The sequence below is a fragment of the Natronococcus jeotgali DSM 18795 genome (genome assembly GCF_000337695.1).
In the GTDB taxonomy this organism is placed as follows: Archaea; Halobacteriota; Halobacteria; order Halobacteriales; family Natrialbaceae; genus Natronococcus; species Natronococcus jeotgali.
In genome coordinates this window covers 71,595-86,908 of the sequence record NZ_AOIA01000166.1, presented here as the reverse complement: position 1 = coordinate 86,908, position 15,314 = coordinate 71,595, and the positions used below count along the sequence as shown (strand labels likewise).

Annotated in this window: 12 protein-coding genes and 2 pseudogenes; 9 read left to right on the top strand and 5 right to left on the bottom strand. The window is 67.6% G+C overall.

Translation table 11 applies throughout. The features are described 5' to 3' along the window. Positions 1 to 180 (top strand): annotated as a pseudogene (locus C492_RS23245) (hypothetical protein); the annotation flags it as partial. A gap of 9 nt (positions 181 to 189) precedes the next feature. Here the strand turns inward: C492_RS23245 and C492_RS21200 are convergent. Further along, positions 190 to 1,998 (bottom strand): ATP-binding protein, encoded by a 1,809-nt coding sequence (locus tag C492_RS21200; RefSeq protein ID WP_008427425.1) that lies wholly within the window; start codon positions 1,996 to 1,998, stop codon positions 190 to 192. A gap of 91 nt (positions 1,999 to 2,089) precedes the next feature. Then, positions 2,090 to 2,674: a DUF7344 domain-containing protein gene (locus C492_RS21195; RefSeq protein ID WP_008427423.1), complete on the bottom strand. Its 585-nt coding sequence runs from the start codon at positions 2,672 to 2,674 to the stop codon at positions 2,090 to 2,092. A gap of 233 nt (positions 2,675 to 2,907) precedes the next feature. Here C492_RS21195 and C492_RS21190 point away from each other — a divergent pair, with 233 nt between their 5' ends. Next, on the top strand, positions 2,908 to 3,237 hold the full coding sequence (locus C492_RS21190; RefSeq protein WP_008427421.1) for a DUF7113 family protein: 330 nt from the start codon (positions 2,908 to 2,910) through the stop codon (positions 3,235 to 3,237). Positions 3,238 to 3,490: 253 nt separating this feature from the next. Here the strand turns inward: C492_RS21190 and C492_RS21185 are convergent, their stop codons facing one another. Continuing rightward, on the bottom strand, positions 3,491 to 4,096 hold the full coding sequence (locus C492_RS21185; protein WP_008427419.1) for a TetR/AcrR family transcriptional regulator: 606 nt from the start codon (positions 4,094 to 4,096) through the stop codon (positions 3,491 to 3,493). A gap of 161 nt (positions 4,097 to 4,257) precedes the next feature. On the opposite strand from C492_RS21185, the gene C492_RS21180 reads away from it, so the two are divergent. Both C492_RS21180 and C492_RS21175 read left to right on the top strand, forming a co-directional pair. Then, entirely contained in the window at positions 4,258 to 4,854 is a 597-nt protein-coding gene (locus tag C492_RS21180; RefSeq protein ID WP_008427417.1) for a TetR/AcrR family transcriptional regulator, read from the top strand. After that, positions 4,854 to 6,356, top strand: coding sequence for an MATE family efflux transporter (locus C492_RS21175; protein WP_008427415.1), 1,503 nt, complete (start codon positions 4,854 to 4,856; stop codon positions 6,354 to 6,356). Before C492_RS21180 ends, C492_RS21175 begins: the two co-directional genes overlap by 1 nt. A gap of 132 nt (positions 6,357 to 6,488) precedes the next feature. On the opposite strand, the gene C492_RS21170 is transcribed toward C492_RS21175, so the two are convergent. Beyond that, positions 6,489 to 7,760, bottom strand: coding sequence for a DNA double-strand break repair nuclease NurA (locus tag C492_RS21170; protein ID WP_008427413.1), 1,272 nt, complete (start codon positions 7,758 to 7,760; stop codon positions 6,489 to 6,491). Positions 7,761 to 7,860: 100 nt separating this feature from the next. On the opposite strand from C492_RS21170, the gene gpmI reads away from it, so the two are divergent. From gpmI to C492_RS21145, 5 genes and pseudogenes are all read left to right on the top strand, one after another. Further along, positions 7,861 to 9,384 carry a 2,3-bisphosphoglycerate-independent phosphoglycerate mutase gene (gene gpmI, locus C492_RS21165; RefSeq protein WP_008427411.1) on the top strand — a complete coding sequence of 508 codons (1,524 nt, stop codon included), beginning with the start codon at positions 7,861 to 7,863 and terminating at the stop codon, positions 9,382 to 9,384. Positions 9,385 to 9,471: 87 nt separating this feature from the next. After that, complete coding sequence (locus C492_RS21160) at positions 9,472 to 9,894, top strand: hypothetical protein (RefSeq protein WP_008427410.1); 423 nt, start codon at positions 9,472 to 9,474, stop codon at positions 9,892 to 9,894. A gap of 241 nt (positions 9,895 to 10,135) precedes the next feature. Continuing rightward, positions 10,136 to 12,139 (top strand): annotated as a pseudogene (locus C492_RS21155) (alkaline phosphatase PhoX); the annotation flags it as partial. A gap of 196 nt (positions 12,140 to 12,335) precedes the next feature. Next, complete coding sequence (locus tag C492_RS21150; protein WP_008427406.1) at positions 12,336 to 13,619, top strand: O-acetylhomoserine aminocarboxypropyltransferase/cysteine synthase family protein; 1,284 nt, start codon at positions 12,336 to 12,338, stop codon at positions 13,617 to 13,619. Positions 13,620 to 13,763: 144 nt separating this feature from the next. Further along, complete coding sequence (locus C492_RS21145) at positions 13,764 to 14,522, top strand: polyprenyl synthetase family protein (protein ID WP_008427404.1); 759 nt, start codon at positions 13,764 to 13,766, stop codon at positions 14,520 to 14,522. 44 nt (positions 14,523 to 14,566) lie between these two features. On the opposite strand, the gene C492_RS21140 is transcribed toward C492_RS21145, so the two are convergent. Further along, positions 14,567 to 15,196, bottom strand: coding sequence for a TetR/AcrR family transcriptional regulator (locus C492_RS21140; RefSeq protein WP_008427402.1), 630 nt, complete (start codon positions 15,194 to 15,196; stop codon positions 14,567 to 14,569). Positions 15,197 to 15,314 lie beyond the last annotated feature (118 nt).

Here is a 15,314-nt window from a genome sequence, read left to right as displayed (position 1 = left end):
GATGTGTATAAGAGACAGGTTCTAACCCCCCCCGTCTGGTGGGGACCGGAACACGAACCGCCGCTCGAGCGCTTCAGCGCCGTCGCGGACGGGTTCGACGACCTGGATCAGCGGATCTACGACGAACTCGTCTCGATCTACGGCGCCTACGGCGAGCGCACCGACCGGATCGTCGCCTGATCGGCCCGCTCAGTCCCGCCCGTGTCTGGTCAGACATTTCGACAGCCCGATCAGCTCGACGGGCTCGGAGTTGTCCGGCGAGTAGACGACCATCTGCCCTTTCTCCATGTAGGGGACCTTCGACTCGAGGCTCGAGGGAATGTTGACGCTTTTGATCGCGTCCTCGTCGCCGAGGTTGAGGACGACGGTGGTGTTGAGCTGCTTGAACACGGCGTCGTCGATGTCCTGGGGATCCTGCGTGATGAGAAAGAGGCCGAGCCGTTCCTTCCGGCCCTGCTTTGCGGCCTCGGTGAACTTCGAGATGACCTTCCCGGCCTGGACGCTGTCGGCGTCGGTGAGGAAGTTGTGGGCCTCGTCCATCCCCAGGATCAGGGGGGTCTCCTTGATCCGCTCGTAGGTCGGGTCGTTCGAGAGCTTCTGGTCGATCAGCAGCGAGGACAGCGCGAGGACGACCGTCTCGGTCGCCCGCGAGTCCGAGACGTGGTAGGTCGGCACGACGGTCAGCCCGCCGGGGCGGACGAACTCGTGGACGAGGTCGGTGATCGGGCGGGCGTCCTGGTCGAAGACGTGGCCGAACCCGAGCACGCGCCGCCGGACGGCGTCGAAGGTGGCCTCGTGGACCCGCCCCGACTCGTCTAGCTCCTCGCGCAGGGCGGGGTCGTCCAGGAACGAGGTGAACTCCTCGTAGGTGCCGTCGGCGCCGTACTGCTGGCGGAACCGCGGCAGGAGGACGCTCACGAGCGCGCCGTACTGGTTGTCGTTGAGCCCGCTGCCGGCGACGAGAAACGGGTTGTCGTGGACCATCGAGAACGGGATGGTGAACTCGACCTGCTCGGCGCGGTGGTGGCCCGCCGAGTACGTCGAGTCCCCCACCTTCGGGACGAACGCGGTCGTATCGTCGACGCCGCCGTGGGCGACCCCCTCGCGCTCGAGCCGACGGGCAAACTCGCCGTCGAGGTCGGGGTTGTCGTCGTGCATCTGGGCGTACTCGTCCTGGGGGTCGAACTGGACGACGGCCGGGCCGACCGTGCGTCCGTCTTCCATGGGATACCGCCGTTCGTCGGCGAGGTACTGCCGAAGGACGTTCTTCGCGGCGTGGGTCTTTCCCGACCCCGTTCCGCCCGCGACCAGGGTGTGTCGGAAGACCAGCGGATCGCCCGCCTCGTAGTCGTCTTTCAGTCGGTAGTCGATCGTCGGCGGCGTAGCGGCGGTTCGGACCTTCTCGCCGCCGACCGAGAGGTGCCCGAGGAAGACGCCGTCCTCGGGAATCTTCAGCCCCGTCTTGATCTCGGCCGTATCGTTCGCCTGCCCGACGACCGTCTGGGGTTTGGGGACGCGGTCGGTCATCCGCCGTTTGAGCTCGCCGCCCTCCTCGTAGAGGACGGCGACGGGCTCGAGCGAGGCGACGAACTTGTAGTCGGCCTCGTCGACGTCGTCCCGGCGCATCGCGCGTCGGGCGTGGATCTCGGTCGCGTCGTCGGCGTGGTACTGCTGGGCGTACTCGAGCCCGGTGATCCGACAGAACAGCGTCTCGCCGTCGGGGTAGGGCGCGACCAGGTAGCTGCCGATCCGGACCGACGAGCGGTTGCCGCTGGTGACGTAGGCCCGCAGCGACGTCTCCTCGGCGTCCTCGGCGATGCGCAGCCCCTGGGAGACACAGATCGTTCCGATACCGACGTCCTCGCCGCGGGGTTCCACGGCCGCGGGTTCGAACCCGTCGACGTCCGTCGACCTCTCGGTCGGCGACGCGTCCGACTCGACCGTCGAATCGGCGTCCCCGCCGGCGTCGAACTCGCTGAAATCACCCAGATCCGTCATAACACGGCAATGCGGGGCCGTCTACAAACGCGTTTCCCTCCGGCGTGAGCAGGGTCGGAAAATACTCGGGCACGTGTCGAACGGTCGCCGACTACCGTCCCGGACCCCGGACCGTCCCGGTTCGGGGGTCGAACTCGACGGCGCCGACGTCGACCATCGCAGGGAGGTGGACGTGGTGGAGCGCGAGCCGCGCCGCCGAGCGATCCGCGAACGAGCCGATCTCGCGATCGACGAGCTCCGCGGCCAGCGCCTCGATCGAGATCGGACGATCGAACTCCGAGAGGATGGCGTACAGCCGCGTCCGGACCGGGTGGACGAGGACCTCGAGCGTGCGCTCGCCGGCGGGGTCGCCGTCCTCGAGCAGCGCCGAGAGCTCTGCGACCGGCGGCGAGCGCTCGAGGGAGAGGGAGGCGGTCTCGCCGTCCCACTCGAGGATTCCGTGATCGGCCAGTCGCGGCAGGTGGTTGTGGACGAGTTCGATCCGGGTCGCTCCCCGATCGGCGGACTCCCGCGCGGCGACCGCGTCGACGAGTTCCGCGAGGGTGCAGGCGCCGTCCTCGAGCGCCGTAAGCACGTGCAGCCGTCTCGGGTGGCGAAGGGCGTCGTACCACTCCTGCGAAACCCCCGCTACCCCCCCTCGTGACGCGTCGCCGCTGACCTGTGCGTCCGAACTCATTATCGAATGGCAGCACTGCTATAGGAATAAACTCGGCCCCGAAACAGTTTGGATTAGAAATCCGATACGTTCGCGGAGATCCCGAGGGTTCGGCCCGTCGGCGCTTGCAAACCGACAGCTAGTTTCTCGGGGATGGTATCGGGGGCGGTTGCGTCCCGTCGTTTCGGACGATTTCGACGCGAAGGGGTACCACGTGCGGGTATTTTTTGCATCTCGGCGCCGTAGTTCGACGCATGTTTATCGTTCGCGGTCGTGCGGGCGGAACCGAGCTCACCGGAACGGTGTACGAACGCGGGGAACGATCCCCCTCGTTCCGGGGCGCACCCGACGAGGACGCCGCGTACGTCTGGATCTGCGACGAATTCTACGAGGTCGACAGCGGCGGCAGCGTGCAGGTTATCGACGGCCGCGAGGTGCACCTCGCCTTCGAGTCGCCGATGCCCCGCGGGTTCGACACCCGCGAGCAGGCCCTCGAGGCGGCCAGAGAACACGTTCGCACGCAGTTCGCCAGGATCGGCGTCGACCGCGAGGCCGTCGAACTCGAGGTCGAACGGGAGCCCTAGTACGGCGTCTGCGTTCGGCGATCGTGCCGAGGTCGGGTTGGTCGCGTGACGACAACCGGTGTCCTCGACGCCGTTCGATCCATTCCCCGAGGTCCGCGAAACTGGTGGCTTCGCTCGCGAGAATCGGGGATTCTCGAACGACTCGACCCCGTGACGGTTCACGCGTAGACGGTGCACGGACTCCACCCGCGACGTACGCAACTGTTGGGCGCCGGGACCCGCAAGCGGACGTCGACTTTGAAGTCTGGCAGCGTCAGCGTTCCGGCCGGTGACCGAGCGTCGCCGCGACGTACTCGGTGGCGGCTCGCCTCGCGGTCGACAGCGCCGTCTCCCGGTCGAGGACGACGGCTCGAGTTCGGGCCCCGTCGACGATCGTCATGAGCGCTCGAGCGACGTGTTCGGCGTCCGCGTCGGCGAAGACACCCGCGTCGATGCCCTGATCGATCACGGTCTCCAGTAGGTACCGCACGTAGACGTCGTTTTGCTGGAACCGCTCGTTCAACGACTCGTTGTACGGCGCCTGGCTTCGCATCGCGAGCATCGCGATCAACAGATCGGGGTAATCGCCCGCGTTCACCAGCAACTGATCGAGCAGGAGTTCCAGTCGTCGTTCCGGATCGGTCGTCTCGACCTCGTGAACGGTGTCCTTGAATCGATCGAGGACGAAGTCGAGAAACGCCTCGAGCAGGTCGTCTTTCGTGTCGTAGTGGTAGTGGATCGCCGCCGCGGACTTGCCGTACTCGTCGGCGATCCGTTTCATCGTGAGACCCGCGTACCCGTGGGTACTTAATGCGCGGTAAGTCGCGCGCATGATCGCGTCGTCGGGAGCCTCACTCGAGCGGTCCGGCGCGTCGGCCATCGGGCGCATTCAACCCCGTGTAGGGATAACAGTTTTGCACGCGTCGGCTCGGGAACGGCCGATCCTCGAGCGATCGATCGGGCCTCGTGAGACCCATACACCTATCGGGCGTCCGGCTTCCCAAGGCTTTTGACTGACTGGTTAGTAAGTCCGGTACTCGAATGGACGACCCGGAGCAAGCGATTCTCGAGGCGACCTACCGCGCTCTCTGCGAACACGGCTACGCGGAGCTGACCGTACAGCGGATCGCGGACGAATCGGATCTGAGCAAGGCGACTATTCACTACCACTACGACAGCAAGAACCGCCTCTTCATGCGGTTCCTCGAGTACCTCTACGAGCGGTACTCGGACCGGTTGGATGACGTGTCGGGCGGGACCGCACGCGATCGGCTCGACGCGTTGCTCACTATGGAACTCACGGACGCGGAGACCGACCCGGACATCAACTTTCAGACCGCGATGCTCGAGGTGCGCGCACAGGCGCCCTACGACGAGGACATTCGGGAGATGCTGAACGCGTTCGACGAGGCGCTGGTCTCGAGACTTCGCGAGACGATCGCCGACGGCGTCGATGCGGGCGAGTTCGATGACGGCGTCGAGCCCGGTATGGCCGCCGACCACCTGGCGACGACGATCAGGGGCGCACACACGCGCCACGTCGCCGTTCGACATCCACTCGACCGTTCCTACGAAACCGCGCGCACGTACGTCGAGACGTATCTCGTCGACGGGAGCGCACCCGAGGTGACCGCCTGATGGGGCTCAGGGAGACTGTCGACTCGCTCTTCAGGGGTCCGGAGGGACTCGATCTCACGTCGGGCGGCATCGGTTGGCCCCTCTTTTATCTCTCGTTGCCGATCGTCGTTATGAACCTCTTCCAGGTGTTGTACAACCTGGCCGACACCTTCTGGCTCGGTCGTCACAGCACCGAGGCGCTGTCTGCGATTACGTTCGCGTTCCCGGTCGTCTTCCTGATGATCTCGCTCGCCCTCGGCGTCTCGGTCGCGGGGAGCGTCCTCGTCGCCCAGCACGTCGGTGCAGGAAACGAAAACCGTGCCGCGTACGCCGCCTCGCAGACGATGGCCTACGCGGCCATCCTCTCGCTCGTCCTCGGCGTCCTGGGATACGTCTTCGTCGACGACATCACCGCGCTCCTCGGCGTCAACGAGACCGTCGCCCCGCTGGTCGTGGAGTACATGCGCGTCTACGCGGTCGGCCTGTTCGCCGTCTTCGGCTTCGCCGTCTTCATCTCGCTAATGCGCGGGTACGGCGACACGGTGACGCCGATGTACGTGATGGCCGGTTCGGTTGCCCTCAACATCGTCCTCGACCCGATCCTCATCTTCGGTTTCGAAGCCAATCCCCTGTTCGCGTTCCTCGGCCTCGGCGGGCTGGAGGCGTCCGCGCTGTCGGCGACCGGCTTCACCGGCTGGGGGATCGGCGGTGCCGCAGTAGCGACGGTGTTCTCGCGGGCGGTCGCGCTGGCGATCGGGCTCGCGGTCATGTTCCGCGGGAATCGCGGCGTTCGGATCCGCCTCTCGGAGATGGCCCCGGACCGCTCGTTCGGGCGGACGATCGTCGACATCGGGCTGCCGGCGTCCGTCGAGGGGGCAGCCCGATCGCTCTCTATCACCGTTCTTCTCGTCGTCGTCGCAACCTTCCCGAACGCGGTCAGCGGGGCGTACGGCATCGGGACGCGCGTCTTTTCGGTGATCTTCCTGCCGGCGCTTGCCGTCTCGCAGGGCATCGAGACGATGACCGGTCAGAACATCGGGGCCGAGGAAGTCGACCGCGCCGCCGAGGCGAACCACTTCGGTGCACGCGCCATGCTCGTGCTCCTCACGGTGGGCGGCGGACTCATCGTGCTCGCCGCGAGACCGATCGCCGGAATCTTCTCCCCCGATCCGGCGGTGGTCGACCACGCCGCGACCTTCCTCCGCGTAACCGGGCTCACATTCGGTTTCATCGGCGTCATGCGGGCCTACACCGGCGGCTTCCGCGGTTCCGGTCACACGATGATCGCGGCCGTCATCTCCCTCGTGACGCTCGGGTTCGTCCGTCTTCCGGTCGCCTGGATCGCCTCGGAGCCGCTCGGCGTGATGGGACTGTGGATCGCCTTCCCGATTTCGAACGTCGTCGGCGGGATCGTCGCGTATCTCTGGTTCGAGCGCGACACCTGGCGGGACGGCAACCTGACCGAGAGCGGACCGTCACCCGAGGGGATCGAACCGAAGGTCCCGTCGACCAACGACGATTGAGTTCGACCGACGAGCCGCGAGCGAGACGACCATCGCCACCGGAATCGGATCCGTCTCGAGCGTGACTCGAGACTCTTCCGAGCCGTACGTACCGCGATTTCGACGATAGTTCCGGGTAGAGAACGAACGTCTCTACCCGTCCCCGGGCCAGCGGTGCTCGTCGTAGCTGCGATCCCGGCTCGTCTCGAAACGCTCCTCGAGGGTCTCGCGCAGCGACCGTTTCTCCGGGTTGCTAATCCGGGCGAGCTCGTCGGCCTTGCCGACGATCGTCGGCGGGCCGTGGGCGACGGCGACGTCCTGGAGCAGCTGCCGAGCGAGCCGCTGGCGGGTCTCCGGGTCGCGGGTAACGGCGTAGGGGGCCTCGATCCGATAGAGGAGGTCGTCGCGGGGGTCGTAGACGACGAAGAAGGTGACCTCGTAGTCCTCGCGGGGGAGCTCGCGGTCGACCCCGAGCGCGTCACCCTCCGCGGAGAGGGGACGATCGACGCCGGCTCGCGACCGAAACCAGTTCGTGTAGGTTAGCGCCGAGGTGTCCCGCTCCCAGCGTTCGCCGTCGACGTCGTCGACGTACTCGCCGCGCTCGAGCAGGCGGGTGAACATCGCGGCGTCGTTGGTCCAGGGGGCGCTCGCGTCGGTCGTCTCCCGTACCGCCCGGGTGAGCGCTTTCGTCTCCGGATTCTTGACGAACCCCACGAGGGGGACCCCGCGCTCGACGAACCGTTCGACCAGCCGGACGTAGTTCTCGAGCACCGTCGTCGGTCGCGGATCCTCGAGCAGGAAGTCGGCGAGGTCGGGGTGCTGGTCGGCCCAGCGCAACAGGCCGCGCGGGTAGATCGGGCCGTCGAGGACGAGCAGGTCGGAGACCGCGTCGGCGTGCTCGTGGGCGTGTTCGCTCTCGGCGAGATAGAGCGCCAGCGCGTGGACGATCCCCTCGGCGAACCGATCGAGGCGGCCCACCCGGATCACCCGCCGCTTGCTCGTCCCCTCGTCGAAGCGGTCCCAGTCGTCGTTCTCGACGCGAGCGGTCGCGTCGCTCGAGTGAACCGTCATCACCGCGGTTCGCGAGCGGTGGAGCTCGAGGTCGCTGGGGGTCGCGCTCATCGCCGCCTGGGCGACGTCGATGACGAGGCCGTTCTTGAACGGCGTCGGGTTGATCGTCCCCGCGTCGAGGCCGTGCTCGGTCGGGAACGGGGGATCGATCAGGGCGACGTCCTCGCAGTCGACCAGCCGCCGGGATCGCTCGTCGATCGGCTCGAGGACGACCCGTCCGTCCTGGCGAAGCGGGTCGAGGAACTGCACCCAGACCGTCTCGGCGAACGCGCGGCGGTCGCGCTCGTCGGCGCCGTGGTCGATCCGTCCCGCGAGCTGGGCGATGCCGTCGAAGTGGACGGGATCGAGGGTCATGCCAGTGGCGTTCCGCCCCACTGTCAAATATCCCGCGGTCGGCGCCGCGACGTTGGCCGACAGCGATAAGTAGTTACGCCGGGCGACGCAGCCATCGGGTATGGACGCTGCGCTGATCATCCTCGACGGCTGGGGGCTCGGCGACGACACGGGACGGGACGCGGTGAAGGCAGCCGACACGCCGGCGTTCGACCGGCTCTCGACGGCGGGCGCCAGCGGCCGCCTCGAGGTAGCCGGCCGACGGGTCGGCCTCCCCGACGGCCAGATGGGCAACAGCGAGGTCGGCCACCTGAACATCGGCGCTGGCCGGGTCGTCTACCAGGAGTACACTCGCGTGTCGGACTCGATCGCCGACGGCTCCTTTCGCGAGAACGCCGCGATCGAGGACGCCTTCGAGAGCGCCCGCGAGAACGACGGTCGGGTCCACTTCGTCGGCCTCGTCAGCGACGGCGGGGTCCACTCGGATCAGGAACACCTCCACGCGCTGATCGAACTGGCCGGCGACCGCGAGGTCGAGGCGGTCACCCACGCGATCACCGACGGCCGCGATACGTCGCCGACCGGGGGCCGGGAGTACCTGGCCGAACTCGAGGGCGTCGTCGACGAACACGGCACCGGCGACGTCGCGACCGTCACGGGGCGGTACTACGCGATGGACCGGGACCAGAACTGGGAGCGAACCAAGCGGGCCTACGACGCGATCGTCGAGCGCGAGGCCGACTACGAGGCCGCCTCGGCCCTCGAGGCGGTCGAGGATTCGTACGATCGCGGCGAGACCGACGAGTTCGTCGAGCCGACCAGTATCGCCGACCAGCCCGCCCTCGAGGACGGCGACTCGGTCGTCTGGTTCAACTTCCGTTCGGACCGGGCGCGCCAGCTCACGCGGATGCTCGCGGACATCCGCAGCGAGGACTGGGCCGACGAGTTCCCGACCAGTCCGCCCGACGCCGAGGTCGTGATGCTGACCCAGTACGACAAGACCTTCGACCTCCCCGTCGCCTACCCGCCGAACCAGCCCGAACAGGTGCTCGGCGAGGTGCTCGCCGACGCCGGGCGAACCCAGCTGCGGATCGCCGAGTCCGAGAAGTACGCCCACGTCACCTACTTCCTCAACGGGGGCCGAGAGATCGAGTTCGACGGCGAAGTGCGGAAGATCGTCGAGAGCCCGGACGTCCCGACCTACGACCTGCAGCCCGAGATGAGCGCGCCCGAGGTGACCGATACGGCGATCGATACGGTCGAGTCCGACGATCCGGACGTGCTCGTACTCAACTACGCCAACCCCGACATGGTCGGTCACACGGGCGACTACGAGGCCGCGATCGAGGCCGTCGAAGCCGTCGACACCCAGCTGGGCCGGCTCGTCGCCGCCCTCGAGGCGGCCGGCTCGCACGTCCTCGTCACCGCCGACCACGGCAACGCCGACGACATGGGCACCGAGGCGGAGCCCCACACCGCCCACACCTACAACGAGGTGCCGCTCGTCTACGTCGCGCCGGACGGTACTGGCGGCGGACGGACGGTCCGAGAGGGAGGCACCCTCGCCGACATCGCCCCGACGATCCTCGAGCTGATCGGGCTCGACCAGCCCCCGGAGATGACCGGCGAGAGCCTGCTCGAGTGACCGGTCGGCTACGAACCGCTCGGGAGGGGACTATAGCCCTCATACGAACGTTCAATAGTTCGACCGTTCCCCGTCGAAACGGAGACCATGGCTACGTCCGACACGCCGACGGAACCCGATAGCACGGTCGTCGACGACTACGTCCTCGACGTTAGCATCCTCGAAATCGACGGGGGCGAGGAGACCGCGACGCGGTACCGGTTCGACGCGCCCGAACACGCGGCGATCGCGTTCGACGACCCCGACGACGCCCGCCTGTACGCCGACGTCTACTTCGACGTCAACGGGTTCGTCGAGGCCGACACCGGGGGACGGGGCGTCCCCCCGGAGGTGGTCCAGGCCGGGAAGGACACGCTCGCGGCCTACCTTCGCACGCTGCCCTGGGCCGACGTCAACTGGGTCGCCTCCTTCTACGGCGCGACGCCGACCGAGATCGAGCGCTACTGCTCGTGGGTCCGCGACCGGGCCGCGGAGATCCGGCGGCGGGCCGAGGAGGCGGATCTCGAGTAGCGCGCCGCGACGGTCGCTCCTTTTCGCGCCTGAGACCGCCCCGAGTAGCGCGCCGCGACGGCCGCGACGCCGACGCCCGCGCCGACCGTCGACCCGTATCGGTGCCGGGGTTCGGCCGAACGGCGAGCTATATAGCCGACAGTACCGCACAGAGGGCTCGGGTTCGGTCCGAACGGCCACGTAAGACGCTAGTCTGCTCATATAAGTCTTGAAATAATAACGGAAACCTGAATCGAACGCAATGGTCGAATACACCAGGCGGACGCTGATGGCGTCGTCGACGGCGGCGGCGCTCGGAGTCGGGGCGCTGGGAACGGCGGGCGCGACTGCGGGGGACGAGCACGATACGCCTCACGCGCCGTACGTCGACGGCGACATCACGCGGTTCTCGACGACGGCTCGAGGCGCCGAGGTCACGGGCCCGTTCGTCTTCGAGACCGGGGAGTTGCTCTACAGCCTGCAGGCGCCCAGCGAGGACAACCCCGAGCCGTTCGACCGGGGTGGGGTCGGCGTCTTCGACGATTTCCAGTTTACGTTCAACGGGAAGACCGACGAGTTCGAGGACCTCGAGCCCCCGCGGACGACCGAGAAGCAGGGGAAGGTGCTCTCGGCGGCGGGGGAGTACCGACTGCTCGTTCGGGAGGGCGAACCGATAAACGGCGGTACCGAGCGATTCGGCCATCCCCAGACGCCCGACGGCGAGGACGTCGCCGACGTCGTCGACGAGAGCTACGAGGGCGTCGGGGGCGTCACCGATATGAACTTCTTCGTCTCGACGAACGAGGACGGCACCGAGGGCTACCTCTTTACGAACAACGAGACCCGCCCCGGCGCGATCACCCGAACCCCGCTCAGCCGCGCGAGCGGGCGCTGGGAGGCCGATCCCGAGAACGCCATGGAGATCGAGAACACCGACGCGTTCCGCGAGATCGGCGGGACGAAGATCAACTGCTACGGCGACCTGAGCCCCTGGGAGACGCCGCTGTCGGCCGAGGAGGAGTACGGCCACCCGCGGGTCAACGGGCTCCACACCGTCCGCGAGATCGTCGAGGAGGGTAGCGGGGTCGGCCTGCGCGGGGCCAGCGAGTTCTGGAACCGTCCAAACGTCGCCGACCTCGAGGACGCCCTCGCGGAGATCTTCGGCGACGACGCCTGGACGCCGATGGAGCTGTGGGCAAACACCGGGACCGAGAAGCTCGCCTACCACCTCGGCGCGGACCCGGTCGACCAGGATGACGGCGAGGATACGACCCGGCCAATCGGCGACGGAGCGTTCCCGAACCGCTACCGGTACGGGAAGATCGTCGAGATCACCGAGCCGACCGCCGACGAGCCGGTGCCCGTCAAACACCACGTCTTCGGCCGGGCTGCCTGGGAGTGTCCCGAAGTGCTGCCCGACGAGCGCACCGTCTACCTCGCCTCGGACGGCGGCGCGAAGGGGATCTACAAGTTCGTCGCCGACGAGCCGATCCCGTCGTACGACGACCCGATGGACGTCCGCGGGACGCTGTACGCGATGGAGGCGACCCCGGTCGGAAAGGGCCCGGTCGGTGCGACCGACCTCGAGGTCGAGTGGCTCGCGCTCGGGACCGCCAGCAACGCCGAGGTCGAGTCCTGGATCGCCGACTACGACGACGTCACGCAGGTCGACTACCTCGAGACCCACGCCGAGACCGACTGGGAGGACGACCTCGAGGCCGCCCTCGCGGAGGCCGACGAGAAAGTCGCCGTCGACGGCAACCGGGACTACATCACCGACGAGGAGATCGTCGAGTGGGCCGACCAGTACGAGCGGTGCGGTCCCGACGGCGTCGACGAGGAGCTCCGCCGGGTCCCCTTCCTCGAGACTCGGGCGGCCGCCAAGGAGATCGGCGCCAGCGTCGAGTTCAACAAGGCTGAAGGGATCGACTCCCACGACGAGGCCGAGCCGGGCGACCCCGTCTACTTCGGGATCTCGTCGCTGGGCGGTTCCATGACCGACGAGTACGGCGACCTGCGGTTCGACGAGGTCGACAGCGGCGTCGTCTACCGCGCCGAACTCGAAGGCGACTACGACGTCTCCCGGCTCGAGCCGGCCGTCGTCGGCCCGAACGCGAGCGCTTCGGAGTCGCTGCAGGACGCCTCGCTGATCAACGTCGACAACGTGATGGTACTCGAGGACGGCCGAGTGTTGCTCTGCGAGGACAAGGGAAGCTTCGGCCGTTCGTACCCCAACGACGCCCTCTGGGTGTACGACCCCGCGGCTCGAGGCGCCGCCCGCGCCGACGGCGAACGGGAGTGTTGAGCGCCGAGCCGCGGTCGCGAGTTCCGGCTCGCGCTCGAACCGACGGTCGCCTCGACTGCAGTACCCCCTGTCGGGTGCGGTGAACGGACGGCCGACGGTCGTCGGCCGAACCCGTTCGAGCTAGCCATTTACCACCTCGACTTGAGAAGGGGCGGGTATGGGAGACGATTCCGACCGACGATTCGCGACGGACAGCGTCCACGCGGGCCAGGAACCCGACCCGACCACGGGCGCGCGGGCGCCGCCGCTCTACCAGACGACCTCCTACGAGTTCGAGGACACCGAGCACGCGGCCGCGCTGTTCGGCTTAGAGGAGTTCGGCAACATCTACTCGCGGATCATGAATCCGACCAACGCGATGCTCGAGGAGCGCATCGCGACGCTGGAGGGCGGCGTCGGTGCGCTCGCGACATCGTCGGGGATGGCCGCGTTCGACCTCGCGACGTTCATCCTCGCGGACGTCGGGGACAACATCGTCTCCTCGTCGTCGCTGTACGGCGGCACCTACACCTACCTCACCCACACCGTCGCGAAACGCGGCATCGAGACCAAATTCGTCGATACGCTCGATTACGACGCCTACGCCGAGGCGATCGACGACGACACCGCGTTCGTCCACCTCGAGACGATCGGTAACCCCGCGCTCGTTACCCCGGATCTCGAGCGCATCGCCGACATCGCCCACGAGCACGACGTCCCGCTGTTCGTCGACAACACCTTCGCGACGCCCTATCTGTGTCGCCCGCTCGAGCACGGCGCCGACCTCGTCTGGAACTCGACGACGAAGTGGCTCCACGGCGCGGGCTCGACGGTCGGCGGCGTCCTCGTCGACGGCGGCTCGTTCCCGTGGCCGGAGGGCGACTACCCCGAACTCACCGAGCCCAACCCCGCCTACCACGGGATCAATTTCTCCGAGACGTTCGGCGAACAGGCGTTCTCGATCGCCGCCCGCACCCGCGGGCTGCGCGATCTGGGCAACCAGCAGTCGCCGTTCGACGCCTGGGTCACGCTCCAGAAACTCGAGTCCCTCCCGCTGCGCATGGAGAAACACTGCGAGAACGCGATGGCCGTCGCGGAGTATCTCGAGGATCACCCCGACGTCGCGTGGGTCACCTACCCCGGCCTCGAGAGCCACGAGACCCACGAGCACGCCAGCGAGTACCTCGAGGGCGGGTACGGCGGGATGATCACCTTCGGGCTCGAGGGCGGGTACGACGCGGCCGAAACGGTCTGCAACGAGGTCGAACTGACGAGCTTGCTGGCGAACGTCGGCGACGCGAAGACCCTGATTATCCACCCCGCGAGCACGACCCACCAGCAGCTATCCGAAGAGGAGAAACTCGCCAGCGGCGTCACCGACGACCTGGTTCGACTCTCGATCGGCATCGAGGACGTCGAGGACGTGATCGCCGATCTGGATCGGGCGATCGAGTCGATCTGAGTCGAGTCCGGGCGCGTACCAGCGCGCCCGCAACGCTTATGACGCGCCCTGAACAATCGTTCAGTCAGTGCCGCCCCGACCGACGCCTCCGCCGGCCGGAGCCGGGCTCGGGTTCGAGTCCGGCAGCGGACGCCGAGGATACGCATGAGACGAACGATTGCGCGACGACGGGCGGCGATCGAGAGCGCGCTCCGAACCCGCCTGCCAGACGCGTTCGATCGAGTCACCGAGGAATCGCTCGAGTCGAACCGCTCGCGGTTCCGGGGCCAGGTGTTCCTGGCGCTGGTCGACGGGTTCGACTCCGACCGGTCCCTCGAGGACGTCGTCCCGCTGGCGGCGTCGCTCGAACTGGTTTCCCTGCAGACGCGTCTCCACCGACGCGCGCTCGAGCGGTTCCGCCGGTCCGGGACGCTACCGACGGAGGGGGTGTTGGCGGGGGATCTCCTCGAGTCGAAGGCGTTCGAACTGGCGACCGAGTTCGACGCCGAGCCGGCGCTGGTCGAGCGCTGTTTCGGCGCCCTCGTCGAGGCGACCCGGTCGGTCCAGGAGGGACAGTCGCTGCTCGCAGCCTCCGAGATCGACCCGGAGGCGCTCGATCCCGCCGACGAGCGCCGAATCGGCGCGCTCACCGGGTGTGCGGCCGAACTCGCGGCGCTGCTTACCGGCGTCGACTCGCGCCGGGAGCTGGCCCGACGGGGTAGCAGGTTCGGCTTTTACGTCCGGCGCCACCGCCCCGAGAGCCGGCTCTCGACCGACCGGACGCGGGACTCGACCGATCGATCCCGACCGATCGACCCGCTGCTCGAGGCGTGTCCGCCGGCCGCCCGAGCGTCGGTTCGCGAGCAGCTGTCGGCGGTGCTCGAGACACACCTCGATCGGGAGCCGGCCGATCCGATCGCGTAGGGCAGGCTTCTACGGTCGTTCCGACGCGTCGGCCGCGAACGGCGTCACTCCTCCTCGAGCAGCCAGCGGTCGATGCGGTCGCGCAGCGTCGCCCTGTTTCGTTCGATAATCCCTCGGTCCTCGAGGGCGACGCCGCGCTCCATGATTCCGTAGCTCGTCGAGAAGAGCAACTCGGCTTCCCGCTCCGGATCGACGTCGACGAACCGCCCCTCCTCGACCCCGCGGCGAATCGTCTCGGTCAGCGCCTCGAGGACGATCTCGTCGGAGCGCTCGATCTGCTCGTGGTAGGACTGGTTGTGGGGGGCCTGCGAACGGATCTCGAAGAACGCCCGGCGGAACCGGAGTTCCTCGTCGTCCATCTCCGCGGGGAGCAGCCGGTCGATCAGCGCCAGCAGCTGCTCGCGGGGGTCGTCGTAGCGGTCCTCGACCAGCGTCGCCTCGAGGCGCTCACAGAGGTGGGCGAAGAAGTCGTTCAGGATCTCCTCCTTGCTGTCGTAGTGGTAGTACAGCAGGGACTTGCTCTTCTCGAACTCCGCGGCGATCTCGGACATCGTCGTCGCCGGGTACCCGTTTCGCGACAGCGCTCGGTAGACCGCATCCATGATCGCCGCGGTCGTCTCGTCGAGGTCCTCGCCGAGGGTCGTCGACCGTTTCCCACCGGAGGTTCCGCCCATAGCGAACGAATCGTCGATGGCTCCTAAATACTTCAGGATCTCTCGGTCGCCTGTGGCGCCGTCCCGCCGGGTCCCGCTCGCCGTGACTCTCACCGAGCAGACGATAATTGTTAACACT

What these genes read in the sequence shown, in the direction of transcription:
- C492_RS21185 (WP_008427419.1), bottom strand. Translation starts at nt 4,096, where the DNA reads ATGGCCGACGCGCCGGACCGCTCGAGTGAGGCTCCCGACGACGCGATC.
- C492_RS21145 (WP_008427404.1), top strand. Translation starts at nt 13,764, where the DNA reads ATGAGACGAACGATTGCGCGACGACGGGCGGCGATCGAGAGCGCGCTC.
- C492_RS21180 (WP_008427417.1), top strand. Translation starts at nt 4,258, where the DNA reads ATGGACGACCCGGAGCAAGCGATTCTCGAGGCGACCTACCGCGCTCTC.
- gpmI (WP_008427411.1), top strand. Translation starts at nt 7,861, where the DNA reads ATGGACGCTGCGCTGATCATCCTCGACGGCTGGGGGCTCGGCGACGAC.
- C492_RS21200 (WP_008427425.1), bottom strand. Translation starts at nt 1,998, where the DNA reads ATGACGGATCTGGGTGATTTCAGCGAGTTCGACGCCGGCGGGGACGCC.
- C492_RS21175 (WP_008427415.1), top strand. Translation starts at nt 4,854, where the DNA reads ATGGGGCTCAGGGAGACTGTCGACTCGCTCTTCAGGGGTCCGGAGGGA.
- C492_RS21190 (WP_008427421.1), top strand. Translation starts at nt 2,908, where the DNA reads ATGTTTATCGTTCGCGGTCGTGCGGGCGGAACCGAGCTCACCGGAACG.
- C492_RS21160 (WP_008427410.1), top strand. Translation starts at nt 9,472, where the DNA reads ATGGCTACGTCCGACACGCCGACGGAACCCGATAGCACGGTCGTCGAC.
- C492_RS21150 (WP_008427406.1), top strand. Translation starts at nt 12,336, where the DNA reads ATGGGAGACGATTCCGACCGACGATTCGCGACGGACAGCGTCCACGCG.
- C492_RS21195 (WP_008427423.1), bottom strand. Translation starts at nt 2,674, where the DNA reads ATGAGTTCGGACGCACAGGTCAGCGGCGACGCGTCACGAGGGGGGGTA.
- C492_RS21140 (WP_008427402.1), bottom strand. Translation starts at nt 15,196, where the DNA reads ATGGGCGGAACCTCCGGTGGGAAACGGTCGACGACCCTCGGCGAGGAC.
- C492_RS21170 (WP_008427413.1), bottom strand. Translation starts at nt 7,760, where the DNA reads ATGACCCTCGATCCCGTCCACTTCGACGGCATCGCCCAGCTCGCGGGA.